This window comes from Rossellomorea marisflavi (genome assembly GCF_001274775.1).
Lineage (GTDB): Bacteria > Bacillota > Bacilli > Bacillales > Bacillaceae_B > Rossellomorea > Rossellomorea marisflavi.
In genome coordinates this window covers 958,656-976,669 of sequence record NZ_LGUE01000001.1, presented here as the reverse complement: position 1 = coordinate 976,669, position 18,014 = coordinate 958,656, and the positions used below count along the sequence as shown (strand labels likewise).

Sequence of the window (18,014 nt, the reverse complement as noted above, 5' to 3'; positions counted from 1 at the left end):
ATTTCAAGGCAAGCGGCGAATGTTGCCGCTTGTTTTTTCTGTGACATGCATGCATAAAAATGTTATCCGGGATTATGTAAAAACAGGGATTTTCATTTGCGAAATTTAAATATAACGCTAAAATAAAGCATAGTGGTTCACCTTTTTACGGGTGAACGAACATGCGTTCTTATGGTATAGTAGTACATAGACAAGTAAGTGAAAGTGTTGAAAGGGGAATGTTCGTGGCCAGTCAGAAAAAGACCATGGATTACAATGATGATGCCATTCAAGTATTGGAAGGCCTCGAAGCCGTAAGAAAACGGCCGGGGATGTACATCGGGTCCACCGATACAAGGGGACTTCATCATCTGGTTTATGAAATCGTCGATAATTCAGTGGATGAGGCGTTAGCCGGTTTCGGTAACGAAATCATCGTCACCATACATAAAGATAATAGCATCTCCGTGCAGGATAAAGGTCGTGGGATGCCTACGGGAATGCACCGTTCCGGAAAACCGACTCCGGAAGTCATCCTGACTGTCCTCCATGCCGGAGGGAAATTCGGACAGGGCGGTTACAAAACGAGCGGGGGACTTCATGGCGTCGGTGCATCCGTTGTCAATGCCCTTTCAGAATGGCTGACCGTCACGATTGAAAGAGATGGAACGAAATATCAACAGACGTTCATCAACGGCGGGAAGCCTGAGACAACGCTCGAGAAGATCGGGACGACCAAAAAGACGGGTACTAAGATCCACTTCAAGCCCGATCCGACCATCTTCAGCACAACATCCTATAATTACGACACCCTTTGTGAGCGTCTTAGGGAATCAGCTTTCCTTCTTAAAGGATTTAAAATCGAGATTATTGATGAGCGACATGATCAAAGAGATGTATTCCTTTACGAAAGCGGGATACAGGCGTTCGTGGAGTACTTGAATGAAGAGAAGGACAACCTTCATAAAGTCGCCTTCTTCGAGGGAGAGAATCACACCATCGAAGTTGAATTTGCCTTCCAATTCAACGATGGATTCTCAGAAAACATCCTTTCATTTGTCAACAATGTCCGCACCAAGGACGGCGGAACACATGAAGCGGGAGCCAAGACGGCCATGACGAGGGTGTTCAATGAATACGCACGGAAAGCAGGCATCCTGAAAGAGCGCGATAAAAACCTTGAAGGAACCGATATCAGGGAAGGACTTTCAAGCATCGTCTCGGTCCGTATACCGGAAGAACTCCTTCAGTTCGAAGGCCAGACAAAAGGGAAGTTAGGGACAAGTGAAGCACGCTCCGCAGTGGATGCTGTTGTTTCCGAGCACCTGCTCTATTTCCTTGAAGAAAATCCCGACACAAGCTCATTGCTGATCAAGAAAGCCATCAAAGCAGCACAGGCGCGTGAAGCAGCCCGTAAGGCAAGGGAAGAAGCAAGGAATGGCAAAAAGCGTAAGCGTTCCGAAACCGTACTATCCGGTAAATTGACACCGGCACAATCCAGGAATCCGGAGCGGAATGAACTTTATCTTGTGGAGGGTGATTCCGCAGGCGGATCAGCGAAACAAGGTCGGGACCGGAAATTCCAGGCAATCCTTCCCCTAAGAGGAAAAGTAATCAATACGGAAAAAGCCAAGCTTGCGGATATTTTCAAGAACGAAGAAATCAATACGATCATCCATGCAATCGGTGGAGGAGTGGGTCCTGAGTTCAATGTCGATGATATCAACTACGATAAGATCGTGATCATGACGGATGCGGATACAGACGGGGCCCATATACAGGTTCTCTTATTGACGTTCTTCTATCGCTATATGAAGCCTCTTGTAGAAGCAGGAAAGGTGTATATAGCCCTTCCACCCCTCTATAAAGTGAGCAAAGGCGTCGGAAAAAAGGAAAAGATCGAATATGCATGGACAGACGAAGAGCTGAAGGGTGCAGTCGCCAAAATCGGAAAAGGGTATATGATCCAACGATATAAAGGACTGGGTGAGATGAATGCCGATCAGCTTTGGGAAACGACGATGGATCCAGAAACAAGGGCTCTCATCCGCGTGAAGATCGATGATGCAGCCAGAGCGGAACGCCGTGTCACCACTCTGATGGGTGATAAAGTCGAGCCACGGAGGAAGTGGATCGAAAGCAATGTTGCCTTCGGTCTTGAAGAAGAAGGAAGCATCCTTGAAAATGAGAACATCATGGTCGCAGAGGAGGGGCAATAATGACATCAGTGGAACGCTATCAAGATCTGCCTCTTGAAGAGGTCATCGGAGACCGCTTCGGTCGTTACAGTAAATACATCATTCAGGAACGTGCCCTTCCCGATGCACGGGACGGTTTGAAACCTGTACAGCGCAGGATTCTTTATGCCATGTATGTGGATGGCAACACACAGGAGAAAGGGTTCAGAAAATCGGCCAAAACGGTCGGTAATGTCATCGGTAACTACCATCCCCACGGAGATACATCAGTCTATGATGCCATGGTGAGGATGAGTCAGGAATGGAAAGTCAGGAAGTATCTTGTTGAAATGCACGGGAATAACGGGAGCATCGATGGCGATCCTCCCGCTGCCATGCGTTACACAGAAGCCAGGCTTTCCGCCATTTCCATGGAACTTTTAAGGGACATCGACAAAAAGACCGTCGATTTCATTCCGAACTTCGATGACACGTCCGAAGAGCCCACCGTCCTTCCTTCACGATTCCCGAATCTTTTGGTGAATGGTTCAACAGGAATCTCGGCCGGGTATGCGACGGATATCCCTCCTCATCATCTCGGAGAAGTGATTGATGCGGCCATCATGAGGATGGATCGCCCTGACAGTACGGTGGAAGAATTGATGACCGTCCTGAAAGGGCCTGATTTCCCAACCGGAGGAATCATCCAAGGCATCGACGGGATCAGGAAAGCCTATGAAACAGGGAAAGGGAAAATTGTCGTTCGCGGAAAAGCGGAGATTGAAAGCATCCGCGGGAGCAAACAGCAGATCGTTATTACGGAAATCCCATACGAAATCAACAAAGCCAACCTCGTCAAGAAAATGGACGAGTTCAGGGTCGACCGTAAAGTGGAAGGTATTGCTGAAGTGCGAGATGAAACGGACCGTCAGGGGCTACGCGTCGTGGTTGAACTGAAGAAAGATGCGGACGCGACGGGTGTACTGAATTACCTTTACAAAAACAGCGATCTGCAAATCACCTATAATTTCAATATGGTGGCGATCTCGAATCGACGCCCTAAACTGATGGGACTCCGACAGCTTCTTGATTCCTATATCGCTCACCAGAAAGAAGTGGTGACGAATCGGACAAAGTATGACTTGAATAAGGCAAAGGACCGCCAGCATATCGTAGAAGGATTGATGAAGGCACTGTCGATCCTGGATCAAGTGATTGCAACCATCCGGGCATCCAAAGATAAACGGGACGCAAAAAACAATCTGATCAGTGAATTCGATTTTACAGAGGCCCAATCAGAAGCCATCGTAAGCCTCCAGCTATACCGACTCACCAACACGGATATAACGGCTCTTCAAAAAGAAGCGGAGGAGCTTGATAAGCTGATCACAGAACTGAGCGCGATCCTTGCCAGTGAATCCAAACTCGCAAGTGTCATCAAGAAAGAGCTCAAAGGAATCAAAAAGACGTTTGCCGATGACCGCCGTACGATCATCGAAGATCAGATCGAGGAGCTTAAGATCAATCTCGAGGTACTGATTGCAAGCGAAGATGTCATGGTGACCGTCACGAGCGACGGGTACATCAAGCGTACGAGTCTCCGCTCCTACTCGGCATCCAACGGACAGGACCTTGCCATGAAGGAAACCGACAGGCTCCTTGGGCAATATGAGATGAATACGACGGATGTGCTACTTGTATTCACGAACAAAGGGAATTACGTTTACTGCCCGGTTCATGAACTGCCGGATATCCGCTGGAAGGACCTTGGGCAGCATATCGGCAATATCGTACCGATCGATAAGGATGAACAGGTCCTAAAAGCGGTACCGGTTAAAGAATTCGATCCGTCCCTGTACCTCATGTTCATCACGAAAAACGGAATGGTGAAGAAAACGGAGATGCTGCAGTATAAGGCACAGCGTTACTCCCGTCCACTTGTCGCCATCAATCTAAAGGGTGACGATGAACTTGTGGATGTGCATGTAACGGATGGGACACATGATCTCTTCCTTGCCACCAACAGCAGCTATGGACTCTGGTTTGCCGAAGAAGAAGTCAACACGGTCGGACCGCGTGCAGCGGGCGTGAAGGGAATCAACCTGAAAGAAGACGATTTCGTCGTTTCAGGCAAGATCATCACGACTCCGGACAAACAAGCGGTGGTACTCGCGACTCATCGCGGGGCCATCAAGAAGATGAAGCTCTCAGAGTTCGAAAAAACCGGCAGGGCCAAGCGCGGCGTCATCATGCTCAGGGAACTCAAATCGAATCCCCACCGCGTATCAGGCGCTGAAATTGTTTCAGACAAGCAAAGCGTCACTCTGCTCACCAGCAAAGGCAAGCTTGAAACGGTACAGGTATCATCGATCCGGTTCAATGACCGATACTCCAACGGCTCATTTGTCATTGATGAAGGAGACAGCGGAGCAGTTACCAAGCTTTGGGCAGAGCCAGTACCTGACCAAGAATAAGGAAAGGTTCCACCCGGAAGAAGGCATGTCCCTCGTCCGGGTGTCTGTTTATATAGCCATCAAGGCCATAAGTCACCCGACCAGCACATATTCTGGACCTAATTACCATGGACTAATATAGTTGGATAAGGTAAATTATAAAAAAACCTAGGGTATCTCACCCGCTTTTAGGTTTTTTCTGATTTTTTGGAAAAAATGTGAAGAAAGGGATTAGACAAAAAGAATGAGGGTAAATCAACACTGAGATTACATATGGGAGGTATTTGATGGAATTATTCAACAAAATCATGTCCGGTACGAGCGACATCATCTGGACGTACATACTTATTGCAGGCTTGATCGGACTAGGAATCTATTTCTCCATACGGACTAAATTCGTACAATTCCGATATATCAAAGAAATGGGGAGGCTGTTGACGGACAAGAATACCGTTTCAGCCGAAGGAAAGCGGGGCATCTCTTCTTTCCAGGCCTTTACGATCAGTACAGCATCCAGGGTCGGTACAGGCAACCTTGCAGGGGTCGCCACGGCCATTGCAGGAGGAGGCCCCGGGGCCGTGTTCTGGATGTGGCTTATCGCCCTTTTGGGGGGAGCAACCAGCTTCATTGAAAGTACACTCGCCCAGATCTACAAGGTAAAAGACGGGAAGGATGGCTTCCGCGGAGGACCTGCCTATTATATGGAGAAGGGACTCAACGCAAGGTGGATGGGGATCCTATTTGCCATCATCATTACCTTCTGTTTCGGGCTCGTGTTCAACTCGGTTCAATCCAATACGATCTCACTGGCCATGAATGAGGCCTATTCGTTCGACCGCTTGACGATAGGGATCATCCTCGCTGTCCTTACGGCTGTGATCATCTTCGGTGGAGTCAAGAGGATTGCCAGTGTGACACAGATTGTCGTTCCTGTCATGGCCATCTTGTATATTTTACTCGCATTGTTCATCTTGATCCTTAATGTGACGGAAATCCCGGGTATGATCGCCCTTATTTTCGAAAATGCATTCGGTATCAGGGAAGTCGCAAGCGGCTCGGTTGGAGCAGCCATCATGCTGGGGATCAAACGGGGGCTTTTCTCGAATGAAGCTGGTATGGGGAGTGCCCCGAATGCAGCAGCAAGCGCAGGGGTCACCCATCCAGCAAAACAGGGACTCATCCAGACGTTAGGGGTATTCACAGACACTTTGATCATCTGTACATCAACAGCATTCATCATCATCCTTTCAAATGAGTACATGGGTGGGACGGATGGCATTCAGCTGACACAGGCAGCCCTCACCACGCATGTAGGGGCATGGGCCAATACGTTCGTTGCTATTGCCATCTTCCTGTTCGCCTTTAGCTCCATCATCGGAAACTACTACTATGGCGAGACGAACATCGAATTCATCAAATACAGTCCCGTCGCACTCTTCATCTACCGATTAGCGGTTCTAGGGATGGTCATATTCGGTGCCATGGTCGACCTGCAAGTCGTTTGGGACCTCGCCGATCTCTTCATGGGTGTGATGGCGATCATCAACCTCATCGCCATTACGCTGCTCGGTAGGATTGCTGTCGCGGCCCTAAAGGATTACCGACAGCAGAAGAAAGAAGGGAAAGACCCGGTCTTCTACTCAGATTCCATTGAAGGACTGAAAGGAATCGAAAGCTGGGATCCTAAACCTAAACAAGAAAAAAAGATTAACTGACATCATTCTAGTGCGTGACTCATCTCAAAAAGGTCGATCCCATTCCGGGATCGACCTTTTTGTATGGATTATCGATTGGAGGTCAGTGATAAAGGATTGAATGTAGCTTTCTGTTGGAATGCCTTTATGCACACGGCAATATGGAAGATCCCTTCACTGATAGATTGTTGATCCACCTGAGAGATGCTGATCCTTATGGCTTTGTTTCCATCGGCTTTCAAGAACATCCCGGAAGTATCACCAACCTGCACATTCCTATCAGCAAGCATCCTGATCAGGCGATTAACATTGATTCGTTCAGGTAGAAAGATGGTCAGATAAAAGCCGTTTACCGGCTTAGTATAGAGTATGTCTAGAGGCAGATGCGTTTTACAGGCATCGAGGGCAAGGGCAAGTTTCGTTGCATATACCTCTTTGGCCCGTTGGATATGATAGTGGAACATCCCGCTTCGCAAATAGATTTCCAAGGCTCCTTGAGTCAGAGGGGAAGTATTGAAATCCGCACTAAATTTGTATTGTGAGAAGGAGGGGATGAGTCCCTCCGGGAGAACGACAGCAGCCAACCTCAATCCTGGAAGGAACACTTTAGAAAAACTCTTTACATAAATGACGCAATCATTCTGATCATGGGCATAGAGCGGATCGGCTTTTGGATCGGAATCGAGTTCCCCTAAGTAATCATCTTCGACAATATACACATCGTATTTTTTGGCGAGGGCCACAATTTTTTTCTTTTCAGCATTCGTATACTGATGACCCAGGGGATTATGGCAGCGAGGGACGATATAAAAGAATTTGATATCTCCTGTTTTAAACGTTCTTTCAAGCTCTTCGAAATCGATTCCATCATTCGACAGACGGATTCCCATGGTCGGGATATGGTGGAGCGTCAGGACATCGATCATCCCAAAATAGGTAGGCTCTTCAATGAGGATCGTCTTCTTCCCGTTCGGAAATGGCATCAACGACAGTATATGCAAAGCTTGTTGAGAACCACTGGTGACCACAATATGATCGGTCTTGGTGAATATTTGCATATTTTGCAGATAGCGTACAAGCTCATTCCTCAATGAAGTGAGCCCTTCGACATCATTATAGGTGAACAACTGCTCTTTATAACGGTCAATGGCTTGGTTCATGCAGTGCTGGAAATCTTCATAAGGCAGTACGTCGGGATCGGGGCCAGCCGATAAAAAATCAATCTGGCCATTTGACGTAAGCGGCTTCTTGTAGTCATCGACAACAAAATAACCACTTTTCTCTTTGGGATACAGGATATGACTTTGTTTCAACACTTCTAATGCTTTGACGACCGTATTCTTGCTGCATTGAAATTGAGTGGCAAGAGACCGTACCGATGGTAGTTTCATACCAGAATGCAACCGGTTTTGATCCAATTCATGCATGATCCAATCTACGATGTGTATGTATTTTGTCGCTGACATGCTGCGGCTCCTCCCATCTGTCCCAGGACAGTTGACTAATTCCATCATATGAAAAATAAGCAAAGCGGATTACAATTCATCTGTACTTAGCATTATGAAGGACTACAAAGGACTTGGGAAGGAGATATAAGATGAATTATCCATTCAATAAGGGAATGCTTCTTGGCTTGATAGGGGTCGTTGCCTTCAGTTTGACGCTGCCTGCTACCCGATTCGCGGTTCCGTACTTTGGTCAAACCATTGTGGGACTGGGGAGGACGATCATAGCGGCGGTCATGGTCTGCCTTCTTTTTACATTCAAGAAGCAGGCGTTGCCTGGAAAAGAGCATATAATCAGTTTAGTGATCGTAGCGGGAGGTGCTGTCCTGGCATTCCCCCTATTGACGACATTCGCAATGAAATCGTTACCTGTATCCCACGGAGCTGTCGAGCTCGCTCTTTTACCGCTTGCTACTGCAGGATTCGCCATTTGGCGAGGAGGAGAGAAGCCTTCAAGACGCTACTGGACGGCTAGCTTAATTGCTGCCGCCACTGTCATACTCTATGCAGTCCATCTGGGTTTTGGACACGTACAGATGGGGGATATGGCACTATTGTCTGCAGTCGTGATACTGGGGTTGAGTTATGCGGAGGGAGGAAAACTAGCAAAGGAACTGGGCAGCTGGCAGGTGATTGCATGGGCCATTCTGATCGGTGCACCATTCTTTCTCATACCAGTAGTCCTGAATGTACATGTTGATATGCTGAAGGCACCACTTTTGGCGTGGTTGAGCTTGTTCTACCTTGGGGTGATCAGCCAATTCCTTGCGTATGTCGCATGGTATGGAGGCATGTCATTGGGGGGCATTGCGAAAGTAGGGCAAATTCAATATGCACAGCCCTTCTTCATGATTGGGTTTTCATTTCTATTTCTAGGAGAACCCGTCTCCTGGTTGACCATCGCCTTTGCCGTCATCGTGGTCTTATGCGTCACAATTGGGAAAGATGCGCCGGTGAAGGGTATAAAGCCGCGCTCTTCATAGAACGGTTCTTTAACTAACCGACGAAAGAGCCTCTGTATAGTTCGCATAGTTTCCCTGCATTGAGAGAAAATACTAAGGAATATAAATAGCGGGGAGCGAATGAATGATGAAAAAAGAATTGCTTTTTGCATTCGGGGCCTTTTTCCTGATGTCTCTGCATGCGATTGCAGGGAACAGCCTGACTGACCCTCCTCTAACGGAGACCATGACAATCAAGACCTACAAAAAAGATGTAACGGGAGATGGTAGACGGGATATCATCAAACTGAACGCCATCCCATTTGAGCCGGATGCGCTGTTCTTAAAACAAATATGGGCCACGATCACAACATCTGAAGGCAGTAAACTCAGAATCGACTATGAGGGAGGCTACGAACCGGAAATAACGTTTGCTGATCTCAATCATGACGGAGTCAAAGATCTTTTATACCGTGCGGCGACTGGAGGAAGTGGAGGGTTGTATGAGAATGCCCTTCATACGGCGAAAGGAGGAAAGGTTCAGGAATTGGATCTTCCCTCCGGAATTACGATTGATGCACATTTTGAAGATCAGTATAAAGGGGTCATTTCCTTCCAAGACACACAGCAGTCGTATACGGTAGACCTTTCGGATCGGAAAGATGATTACGAGCGGCTTGGCATCTTTACAAAAGGCATCCTGAATGAACCGACGGAACTCATGGTTGCACCGATTGCCTTTTTTGAACCAACCAAGATACGGGGTAAGAAGGGAAAAGGGCTGAAAGGATATCAGCAGATCAGCGGAGCCTACCGTGCAGATGGTGTCGGTACGGCAATCTCCTATTGGTATTACGAAGATGGGAAGTGGACCCTCATGAAGATTGTATGGAAAACGGATCGCTAGGCACCCTACAAGCCCATTCGTCATATTCTGAAGGTAAGTGAGCCCAACAATCCATAAGGAGGCTTATGCTGTGAATATGATCGATCCAGGACGTCTGCATGTCACATACAACCCGCCTGCATCCATTTTTGCACCCATTGACCACAGGCGATATACAATGACTCATTCCGATTCAACGGGAGAGCTGTTTGTGACGATCGGCTGTGAATACGATATGTCTGCCATCAATCCCTATATGAGGGATGAAGTATTGACGGAGTGGGTGAGGGAGGAGGGCCAATACCGGCTCAATGGACGCGTTTACATCACCGGCGGGGAATTCGACCGGCAGATGGCGCAGGTTCGCTATATGATCTTCAAAAGGGAGATGGGGACCGCATTAGCAGCCATCGTGAATGGTGATGCTGGATTTTTCACATACCATCCATGGCTATTGGATGCACCGATCACGATCCATTTTGAATCGATTTTCCCGGAGTATGATCAAGTGGTTTATTTTGGAACACCCAGACAATATAGGTGGGAGACTGAGCATAAGGATTCCTGATCTTTATGCTTTTTTACATTTTAGAAGGAAGTGGAAATTATTCGTTTGTGTAGTTAATTTAAACTTTAAGGTCAACAGTGATGCAACCAACGGTTAGGAGAAATTATGCCAGCAAGTGTCATTGTTTGAAGAAATTTTGATGAAATGAGTCAGAAACTCTATGAAACGTTATGAATAATGGTTACGTAATAAACATTGAGTAAGGCTATAAAAAACGCTAAAAATGGTTCAATAGCAGAAATTCAAAATTTTTTATTCTGTCTCACTGAAATAAGTATACTTATGATACGAGACTGAAATAATGAAATTCACTCAGCTTCCTATAATAAATATTATGTAAACTAGAAAAAGCAAGACTGTCTCTTACCTAACCACTCCCCACTTATACTGATCATATGCTGCAGATGCCTGATACCCGTTCAGATCGATTTCATCTCATAAATAAAGTCCTTATAAGACTGTGATTGAATGTAATACTGTGTCCACCATGAACCTTTACCGTACAAACGCGTCATTCAGTTAACCAGTATTTGAACACAAGATAAATCACAATATAGATCATATAATGCGGAAAAAATCGGTACTTTCGGTTAAAACCATGTTTAATCTCATAGTTGGTCAAAACCTTGACTACTCGAAGCAAAATGACTACATAAAGAAGTCCTATTATAACCCGGATCCATACGATTTCCACAGTCGAATTAATCCAAGGAATGAACGCTACAGCGATTGTAAAGACAATAAAGTATAATAAATCTTCAAGTGACTGTCCTTCTTTTTCTGATCGTTGAGATGAATCAGCCATATTGCTTTCCTCCTATATCGCATCGTTCAAAGAGTCCGGTAAGACTCCTTCATTTAATGCCTTATTATGCACTATTCGCTTCTCAACTCCATTTTCCTTTATTTACACTTAATTACATATATCACATGAACAAAAAGTGGAACATTCCTTTCCCCCTCCACGTAAAAAAACACCCTTCGACCACTACTGGCTAAGCAGTAATGGCCGAAGGGTGCTATGAGATGGGACCCGAGATCATCAATCAATCTATAGGTGTTTCTTCTTCGGGAATCTTGTTTACTTCCACCTTGACTTTTTTTATTCTACGATTTTCTACGTCTTCTACAATGACGGTAAGCTTTTCATATGAGAATTGGTTCCCTACTGCCGGTATTTCTCCAAACCTTTCAGCTACCCAACCTCCAAGCGTATGATAGGTGGTCTCTGGTTCGGCGAGTTCGAAAAGGGTGGAGAATTGATCGATCGGGAACTGTGGATCAAAGCTGTATGCGTGCTCAGATATTTTAGTCACAAGCTGGATTTCTTCATCTTGTTCATCATAGATTTCACCGACGATTTCCTCAAGGATGTCTTCTAGCGTAATGATACCTGTCGTCCCGCCGAATTCATCTACGACAATTGCTAAATGGACCTTCTCCTTCTGAAGCTTTGGAAGCAGCGAAGAAATTTTGGTTGTTTCAAAAACGAACTTGGGATCCCGGATCAACTCTTTTACACTGACATCACCGTATTTAAGCAAATGGGTGAAAAACTCCTTCTCCGAAAGAATACCGACGATTGTGTCGATATCTCCGTCATACACGGGAATTCGTGAAAAGCGTTCTTCAAAGAAAAGTTCTTTGATTTCCTCAATCGGCTGATTGATGTCCACTGCTTTCACCTTCACACGAGGCGTGAGGACTTCGGTGACAGCAATATCATCGAACTCCATCGATCGATTGATCAATTCCCGCTCTTCAGAATCGATCACGCCTTCTTCCTGACCAATATCAAGCATCACTTTTAACTCATCTTCAGTGACCGAAGGCAGCCCTTCTCCCTTTGAAAACATCTTCGAAACAGCATCCTTCAGTTTGATGAAAACAAAGTTGACAGGCGTCAATAGTACAATCAGCAGAAATAGAATCCCTGAGATTGACAGAGAATACCGCTCTGCATGCTCTTTTGCCAGCGATTTCGGAAGGATTTCTCCAAATATCAAGATCAAAACAGTCATACCGAAAGTACTGATGAAAATACCTGAATTCCCTCCGATAAAGTCGGTAGCAAGTTTTGCCGATATACTTGCGGCTGCGATATTTACGATATTGTTTCCAACGAGGATGGTGGAAAGGGCCCGGTCGAAGTCTTCTGCGATCTTATAGGCTTTTCTACTCCCCTTGACTCCTTCGTCAGCAAAGTTTTTCAATCGTATTTTGTTGACACTTGAGAAAGCCGTTTCTGCTGATGAAAAAAAGGCAGAAAGCAGGATCAACACAATGAGTATAACAATCGATAAAACAGGTAATTCGTCCAAAAAACGTTCACTCTCCTAGTGGTTCAGTCGTTTCCATCCTCTTGGGATGAACTTCAGGGCATATTATACGTATCGGTTTCCTTCATGTACAGTAATTTGACTAGTGAAGCCGCTCCCTCATATATAGAGTACACCACGGAAGCCCCTGGCAGCATAATAGGATTCTGCTCCGTTATGATAAACGAATACCTTTCCGTAACGACGATCGCAGAATAAAGCTCCTCCAAGGTTCCTTATATCCTGAGGAGTCTGAATCCAACTCGACGTCTTCAGGTCGAATTCATCTAGTTTTTGAATGGAGCGATATTGATCCTCGGTCAGTAGGTCGATTCCCATGAAAGCCGCCAAATCCATGGCATTGTGCTCAGGCTTGTGCTTCTTCCTCGACTCAAGCGCCTTTAAGTCATAACAGGTACTTCTCCGACCTTTGGGGCTTTCCTTCGAACAATCGCAAAACACGTAGCTGCCCCCCTCTTCTATTCCAATCACATCTGGTTCTCCAAACGTTTCCTCCATCTGATTCAATGACCATAGTTTTTCTGGCTTTTGCCTCAGGGCTTGCTCGACCTTTTCCCATTCGATTCCTTCGTGTCGGTGCATATGGGCATGGAAGCGATCCTTCAACGTACTTATCAGTTTATCAATCTCCTCATGAGAAAGGTGCTTGTGTTCATTTGTGGATGCTGTCATCATTCATTCCTCCATGTTCCTATTTTTATCCGCAAGCAGACGGTCAAGATAGGGTGTTATGTAGCTGAGATATTCATCGGTAAGTCCTATCGGGAGATTTTGGAGTGAAAAATACCTGAGATCGATGGATTCACTTCCGTCCTTCTCCATTTTTCCCCTCACGTCACCCGCTTCGTACACGGCAGTTACAGAATACAGCTCGTCCTGATTTGCCAGTTTGAAATAGTAGTCTTCTCCAGAGTGGATTCCAAGTAGCTGGAGCTGCCCGACCTCCAATCCGGTTTCTTCCTTTACTTCCCTGATCGCCGCTGCCTCCAAGCTTTCACCCAGTTCCAGCAGTCCACCCGGAAGCCCCCAGTCATCGTCCGTTCTTTGCTGAAGGAGGATTTCCTTGTGTTGATTCAGAATGATCACCACCGCCCCTGCCAGGATAAGAGGTCTGTGTCCAACTCGTTTTCGAAGTTCTTTAATATGGTCCATTCAATGCCCCCTTCATATTGCTCGTATTTATATATTATACTGGATAATGAAGCGTTTTGGTGTAGGCCATGTCAAAGTGCCTTCATCTACTAGAGAAAGGATGATCGACTATGATTAAGCGATTGGATCACGTAGTTCTGACAGTCAAAAGTTTGGAAGATTCCCTTCGGTTCTATACCGAGGTATTGGGGATGGAGGAAATGACGTTTGGAAATGGCCGGAAAGCCTTGGCGTTTGGTGACCAGAAAATCAACTTGCACGAATACAAGCGTGAATTCGTGCCCAAAGCAGCCCATCCGACACCCGGTAGTGCTGATTGGTGCTTCATCACCAGTCTGGATTCAGACTCCCTCCTGAGACATCTCACCGCTCTTGGAATAGCCATCGAAGAAGGTCCCGTGACAAGAACCGGCTCTCTTGGCCCCATTAGTTCCATCTACATACGTGACCCGGACAACAACCTGATTGAACTCTCTACCTACATAAACGAATAACCTACATAGGGTATACGGACAGTCAGCAAGCTATCCTTTCCTATCAAAGCAAAAGCAGCATGCCACCCTTCTGAATTGTTCTTACTGATACAGAACAAATGTTCCCTCCCTCGTAAAAACGGCACTTTTCCCGGTTTTAGGCCATTAATAATCATTAATTATGACATTTTTTACAGTAATTCCAAAATAAATACGCAGCATGTTTTCTCTAAAGGCCTTCACATGCAAAAAAAGGCCGTTTACATCCATTTCAAAACGCTTGCCCATGCGGTCCCGCTCCTGAAGAGGAACCGTTCAGGTCTGATGGTGGAAATCACGGACGGAACGGACTACGGCTACAGAGGAAACCTTTATTACAGCCTCGCCTAGGTTTCCACGATTCACCTTGCCGTAGCACTCGCCACAGACCTGGCTGGTTATACCATCACCGCCCTCTCCCTCACTCCAGGCTTCCTTCGCTCAAGCCAAGCTTGAATTGTCCGAACAAAAATGGCGGGAATGTGCCTCGACCGTCCCCACTTCCTTGCATCGGAATCCCCGGCATTTACCGGAGAAGCGGTGAAACATCTTGCACTGGATCCGGAGGTATACGTCTTCAATGGTAAATCCCTTAGCATATGGGCGCTTTCGGACATATGTGGATATACAGTCGCCGATGGCACTCGTCCACACTGGGTGAACCATTAGTAAGGAGCATATGGAAGGTGGAAACGAATAGCAGTGATGTACTGTTTACGGCGCTTTATGTGTACCACAACTCCTTTACATCTCCTATATTCATTTCAAGATGACCGCTGCCATGATTGCCGGATGAAATTTGAATCAATAGGGTTTAGATCTAAAAAAAGGGGTAAATAAGATGTATCTTATTAAGGAGGTAATCGACATGAATAAAGATCAAGTAAAAGGAAACGTAGAACAGGACAAAGGTGAAGCTAAAAAGCAAATGGGAAAAGCAACGGATGATAAATCCCTTGAAACAAAAGGACGCATGGAAAAAGGGAAAGGGAAAGCGAAGGAAGCGTATGGTGATATGAAGGAATCCTTCAAAAAATAAGCAGACATACATAAAGGGAACTTCCAAATGGAAGTTCCCTTTAGTCTTTATTACGCATAAGCCCCGCTCCTCTCCTTCCCTCGTTCCAACATCCAACAAAAAACCGATGGACCTGGAAAGTCCATCGGTAATCACATCAATTTTCAGCCAGCTTGGTTGTTGCTTTCGGTTCGTTCGTCTGAGGTGCCCCCTCCGGATCCGGAGAAGGCGTGGCACGTTTGATGAAGAACGAAAGGATCAATGCTACACCGGCTATGAAGGTTGCTACGAGGAATGCATCATTGATTCCTTCGAGCATCGCCTGCATACCGATCTGGGCTTTCATCTCGGCCATGGCTGCAGCCGTCGGTTGACCACTTGTTGCCTTCTGAAGGGCTTCAGCAGCGAGCTCTTCCCCGTGCGTCGTGGTACGCGTTGACATGACCGTTACCAATAATGCCGTACCGATGGCACCTGCCACCTGGTTCAGCGTATTATTCATCGCTGTACCATGGGGATAATAACGTGCAGGAAGCTGATTCAATCCATTTGTGGATACAGGCATCATGACCATGGACATTCCAAGCATGCGTACGGAATAAAGGATGATCAAATGGGTGTACGTAGTATCAAGTGTCAATTTGCTGAATGCATAGGTCGTGACCACTGTAATCGTCAAACCTGTCATGGCAAGGATGCGTCCACCGAATTTATCGAAGAGACGACCGGTGATCGGTGACATGATCGCCATGATGATCGCACCCGGCAACAGAAGCAGTCCGGCATCCATCGGTGAAATACCCCGAAGTGTCTGTACATAGATCGGCAACAAGATCATTCCTGAGAACAACGCCATATTGACGACCATGGCAATCGCTGAAGAAAGGGCGAACATCGGGTAGCGATACACTTTAAAGTTCAACATCGGACGTTCTTGACGTGACTGCTTGATGATGAAGATGACAAGGGAAATCACACCAATGGCAATCGATCCATATACATATGGGCTATCCCAGCCTTTGTCCCCTGCAGAACTGAAGCCGTATAGGATTCCACCGAATCCGATGCTTGATAGGAGCAATGAGAAAAGATCCAATCTCATGGCAAGCTTCTCTTTTTTATCCTTGAGTCTGAAGAAACCGATCAGTAGCACGACAATCGCAATCGGCGTGATGAAATGGAAGAGCATCCTCCAGTCATAATGTTCGATGATCCACCCGGATAGAGTCGGACCGATTGCCGGAGCGAACATGAGGATCAATCCGAACACTCCCATAGCCGCTCCCCTCTTCTCAACCGGGAAGCTTACGAGCATGACGTTCATGAGTAGCGGCATCATGATGGCAGAACCTGATGCTTGAAGCATCCTTCCGCCGAGCAGTACCGGGAAGATCTCAGCAGTACCTGCGAGTACCGTACCTGCTGTGAAGAGCAGCATGGCTGCGAGGAACAGGCGTCGGACGGAATATTTCTGGATCAGGAATGCTGTTGCCGGAATCAAGATCCCGTTCACAAGCATGAAGCCTGTTGCCAGCCATTGGACGGTGGACGGTTCTACCTCCATGTCCTTCATGATAGATGGCAGTGCAATGTTCAATAGTGTATTGTTTAGAAACGTGATAAAAGCTCCAATCATTAAAATGGCAATGATTCCATAAGGGGGGCGTTTACCTGTTGCATTAATTTTCTGTTCCATTTTCTCCTCCTGTACTACGGGTCTAATTTATTAGACTTCTGTTTCACAAAGTACATCATATACCACTGGTTTATAATTTGCAATCATAAAATTCCGGGTTGCGTAATGGTTTGTAGAACCCGTGTATTTGCGGTACTATTACAACTAGACAGGTAGTTTATGTATAAAGGATGATTGTATGAAAGACCGTAAGTTGCACGTGATAAAAATGTCTCATCAGCTCTTTATCGAAAAAGGTTTCCTGGCCACGAGCATACAGGATATCCTGAATTACAGCGGTATTTCCAAAGGTACATTCTATAACTATTTTTCATCCAAGAATGAATTATTGATGGAACTGTTCAAATCCATATATATCAAGCTGGAAAAGGAGAGGAACGATCTCCTCATCGGACAGAGTGCCGATGATCTCGATATCTTCATCCAACAGATCGAACTACAGGTGGCAACGAACCGCTCGAACAAGCTATTGACGTTATTCGATGAAGTGGTCGTTCTCCATGATGAGGATTTGAAGGAGTTCTTCCATCGCGGCCAACTGCGCATGCTCCGTTGGTACTATCAGCGGTTCATTGATTTGTTCGGCGAGGAGAATAAGACGTATCTGCTCGATTGCACGATTATGTTCATCGGTATTCTTCACCAGAACCTCAAGTATCATTCCTTCGCGTTCGAAGGATCAGATGCCAATCTTCATTCCGTCGTCCAGTATAGCGTCAACCGCATTGTCCGGGTAGTAGAGGAAGCCGCCGAGTCCAGAGAGCAGCTCTTCGATTATGAGTTGATCGATCAATGGATGCCAGACTTCCGGGATCAGGATCCTGATTTCCAGAAAGAACTCCATCATGCCATCCTCTCCATGAAGCAGCAGCCGCTATGTGATACGCCTAGATATACAGAGCTCCTTGAATTCATTCGTGATGAAATGCTTCATCATCCGAAGCCCCGCCGCTTCCTTGTCGAGAGTGCGATGGACACACTGCGCCAAAACGACCGATTCCCCCAGGAAGCCCTGGACAAATTGAATCTTCTTATCCATTCGTTTTTTGATTAGATGCAAAAAGCCATGCAGGTTTGATCCTGCATGGCTTTCT

At 46.2% G+C, this 18,014-nt stretch carries 16 protein-coding genes; 11 read left to right on the top strand and 5 right to left on the bottom strand.

Annotated elements, in window-relative coordinates:
- The first annotated feature begins 224 nt into the window (after positions 1–224).
- The 3 genes from parE (at position 225) to AF331_RS04940 (ending at position 6,324) form a co-directional block, all read left to right on the top strand.
- Positions 225–2,198 (top strand): DNA topoisomerase IV subunit B, encoded by a 1,974-nt coding sequence (parE, locus tag AF331_RS04950; protein WP_053427033.1) that lies wholly within the window; start codon positions 225–227, stop codon positions 2,196–2,198.
- On the top strand, positions 2,198–4,630 hold the full coding sequence (parC, locus tag AF331_RS04945) for a DNA topoisomerase IV subunit A (RefSeq protein WP_053427032.1): 2,433 nt from the start codon (positions 2,198–2,200) through the stop codon (positions 4,628–4,630). The genes parE and parC overlap by 1 nt, the downstream gene beginning before the upstream one ends.
- Positions 4,631–4,896: 266 nt before the next feature.
- Positions 4,897–6,324, top strand: a complete 1,428-nt coding sequence (locus AF331_RS04940) for an alanine/glycine:cation symporter family protein (RefSeq protein ID WP_053427031.1) — start codon at positions 4,897–4,899, stop codon at positions 6,322–6,324.
- 68 nt (positions 6,325–6,392) lie between these two features.
- Here the strand turns inward: AF331_RS04940 and AF331_RS04935 are convergent, their stop codons facing one another.
- On the bottom strand, positions 6,393–7,769 hold the full coding sequence (locus AF331_RS04935) for an aminotransferase-like domain-containing protein (RefSeq protein ID WP_053427030.1): 1,377 nt from the start codon (positions 7,767–7,769) through the stop codon (positions 6,393–6,395).
- Between the two features lie 131 nt (positions 7,770–7,900).
- Between AF331_RS04935 and AF331_RS04930 the strand changes: the two genes are divergently transcribed.
- The 3 genes from AF331_RS04930 to AF331_RS04920 all read left to right on the top strand — a co-directional run bounded on the left by AF331_RS04930 (position 7,901) and on the right by AF331_RS04920 (position 10,203).
- Positions 7,901–8,791, top strand: coding sequence for a DMT family transporter (locus AF331_RS04930; protein ID WP_053427029.1), 891 nt, complete (start codon positions 7,901–7,903; stop codon positions 8,789–8,791).
- A 106-nt stretch (positions 8,792–8,897) separates the two neighbouring features.
- Complete coding sequence (locus AF331_RS04925; RefSeq protein ID WP_152915538.1) at positions 8,898–9,656, top strand: hypothetical protein; 759 nt, start codon at positions 8,898–8,900, stop codon at positions 9,654–9,656.
- Positions 9,657–9,732: 76 nt separating this feature from the next.
- On the top strand, positions 9,733–10,203 hold the full coding sequence (locus AF331_RS04920) for a staygreen family protein (protein WP_268786499.1): 471 nt from the start codon (positions 9,733–9,735) through the stop codon (positions 10,201–10,203).
- Positions 10,204–11,249: 1,046 nt separating this feature from the next.
- Here the strand turns inward: AF331_RS04920 and AF331_RS04910 are convergent.
- From AF331_RS04910 to AF331_RS04900, 3 genes are all read right to left on the bottom strand, one after another.
- Positions 11,250–12,524, bottom strand: a complete 1,275-nt coding sequence (locus AF331_RS04910) for a hemolysin family protein (protein ID WP_053427025.1) — start codon at positions 12,522–12,524, stop codon at positions 11,250–11,252.
- A 117-nt stretch (positions 12,525–12,641) separates the two neighbouring features.
- The gene (locus AF331_RS04905; protein WP_053427790.1) at positions 12,642–13,214 is read right to left on the bottom strand and encodes a DUF4256 domain-containing protein; all 573 of its coding nucleotides are present in this window, start codon (positions 13,212–13,214) and stop codon (positions 12,642–12,644) included.
- 3 nt (positions 13,215–13,217) lie between these two features.
- Positions 13,218–13,694: an NUDIX hydrolase gene (locus tag AF331_RS04900; RefSeq protein WP_053427024.1), complete on the bottom strand. Its 477-nt coding sequence runs from the start codon at positions 13,692–13,694 to the stop codon at positions 13,218–13,220.
- Positions 13,695–13,804: 110 nt separating this feature from the next.
- Between AF331_RS04900 and AF331_RS04895 the strand changes: the two genes are divergently transcribed.
- From AF331_RS04895 to AF331_RS04890, 4 genes are all read left to right on the top strand, one after another.
- Entirely contained in the window at positions 13,805–14,188 is a 384-nt protein-coding gene (locus AF331_RS04895; RefSeq protein ID WP_053427023.1) for a VOC family protein, read from the top strand.
- Positions 14,189–14,410: 222 nt separating this feature from the next.
- Positions 14,411–14,557 carry a hypothetical protein gene (locus AF331_RS22325; protein WP_160316488.1) on the top strand — a complete coding sequence of 49 codons (147 nt, stop codon included), beginning with the start codon at positions 14,411–14,413 and terminating at the stop codon, positions 14,555–14,557.
- Positions 14,558–14,677: 120 nt separating this feature from the next.
- Positions 14,678–14,875 carry a hypothetical protein gene (locus AF331_RS22320; RefSeq protein ID WP_160316487.1) on the top strand — a complete coding sequence of 66 codons (198 nt, stop codon included), beginning with the start codon at positions 14,678–14,680 and terminating at the stop codon, positions 14,873–14,875.
- Between the two features lie 199 nt (positions 14,876–15,074).
- Positions 15,075–15,245, top strand: coding sequence for a CsbD family protein (locus tag AF331_RS04890; RefSeq protein ID WP_053427022.1), 171 nt, complete (start codon positions 15,075–15,077; stop codon positions 15,243–15,245).
- A 136-nt stretch (positions 15,246–15,381) separates the two neighbouring features.
- Here the strand turns inward: AF331_RS04890 and AF331_RS04885 are convergent, their stop codons facing one another.
- The gene (locus AF331_RS04885) at positions 15,382–16,920 is read right to left on the bottom strand and encodes a DHA2 family efflux MFS transporter permease subunit (protein ID WP_053427021.1); all 1,539 of its coding nucleotides are present in this window, start codon (positions 16,918–16,920) and stop codon (positions 15,382–15,384) included.
- 208 nt (positions 16,921–17,128) lie between these two features.
- On the opposite strand from AF331_RS04885, the gene AF331_RS04880 reads away from it, so the two are divergent.
- The gene (locus AF331_RS04880) at positions 17,129–17,974 is read left to right on the top strand and encodes a TetR/AcrR family transcriptional regulator (protein ID WP_235576352.1); all 846 of its coding nucleotides are present in this window, start codon (positions 17,129–17,131) and stop codon (positions 17,972–17,974) included.
- Positions 17,975–18,014 lie beyond the last annotated feature (40 nt).

Bases quoted from the DNA above. Each gene is read 5' to 3' on its own strand.
- AF331_RS04900 (WP_053427024.1), bottom strand. From the start codon at position 13,694: ATGGACCATATTAAAGAACTTCGAAAACGAGTTGGACACAGACCTCTT.
- AF331_RS04890 (WP_053427022.1), top strand. From the start codon at position 15,075: ATGAATAAAGATCAAGTAAAAGGAAACGTAGAACAGGACAAAGGTGAA.
- AF331_RS04895 (WP_053427023.1), top strand. From the start codon at position 13,805: ATGATTAAGCGATTGGATCACGTAGTTCTGACAGTCAAAAGTTTGGAA.
- AF331_RS04905 (WP_053427790.1), bottom strand. From the start codon at position 13,214: ATGACAGCATCCACAAATGAACACAAGCACCTTTCTCATGAGGAGATT.
- AF331_RS04925 (WP_152915538.1), top strand. From the start codon at position 8,898: ATGAAAAAAGAATTGCTTTTTGCATTCGGGGCCTTTTTCCTGATGTCT.
- AF331_RS04920 (WP_268786499.1), top strand. From the start codon at position 9,733: ATGATCGATCCAGGACGTCTGCATGTCACATACAACCCGCCTGCATCC.
- AF331_RS04930 (WP_053427029.1), top strand. From the start codon at position 7,901: ATGAATTATCCATTCAATAAGGGAATGCTTCTTGGCTTGATAGGGGTC.
- AF331_RS04940 (WP_053427031.1), top strand. From the start codon at position 4,897: ATGGAATTATTCAACAAAATCATGTCCGGTACGAGCGACATCATCTGG.
- AF331_RS22325 (WP_160316488.1), top strand. From the start codon at position 14,411: ATGCAAAAAAAGGCCGTTTACATCCATTTCAAAACGCTTGCCCATGCG.
- AF331_RS22320 (WP_160316487.1), top strand. From the start codon at position 14,678: ATGGCGGGAATGTGCCTCGACCGTCCCCACTTCCTTGCATCGGAATCC.
- parC (WP_053427032.1), top strand. From the start codon at position 2,198: ATGACATCAGTGGAACGCTATCAAGATCTGCCTCTTGAAGAGGTCATC.
- AF331_RS04935 (WP_053427030.1), bottom strand. From the start codon at position 7,769: ATGTCAGCGACAAAATACATACACATCGTAGATTGGATCATGCATGAA.
- AF331_RS04885 (WP_053427021.1), bottom strand. From the start codon at position 16,920: ATGGAACAGAAAATTAATGCAACAGGTAAACGCCCCCCTTATGGAATC.
- AF331_RS04880 (WP_235576352.1), top strand. From the start codon at position 17,129: ATGTCTCATCAGCTCTTTATCGAAAAAGGTTTCCTGGCCACGAGCATA.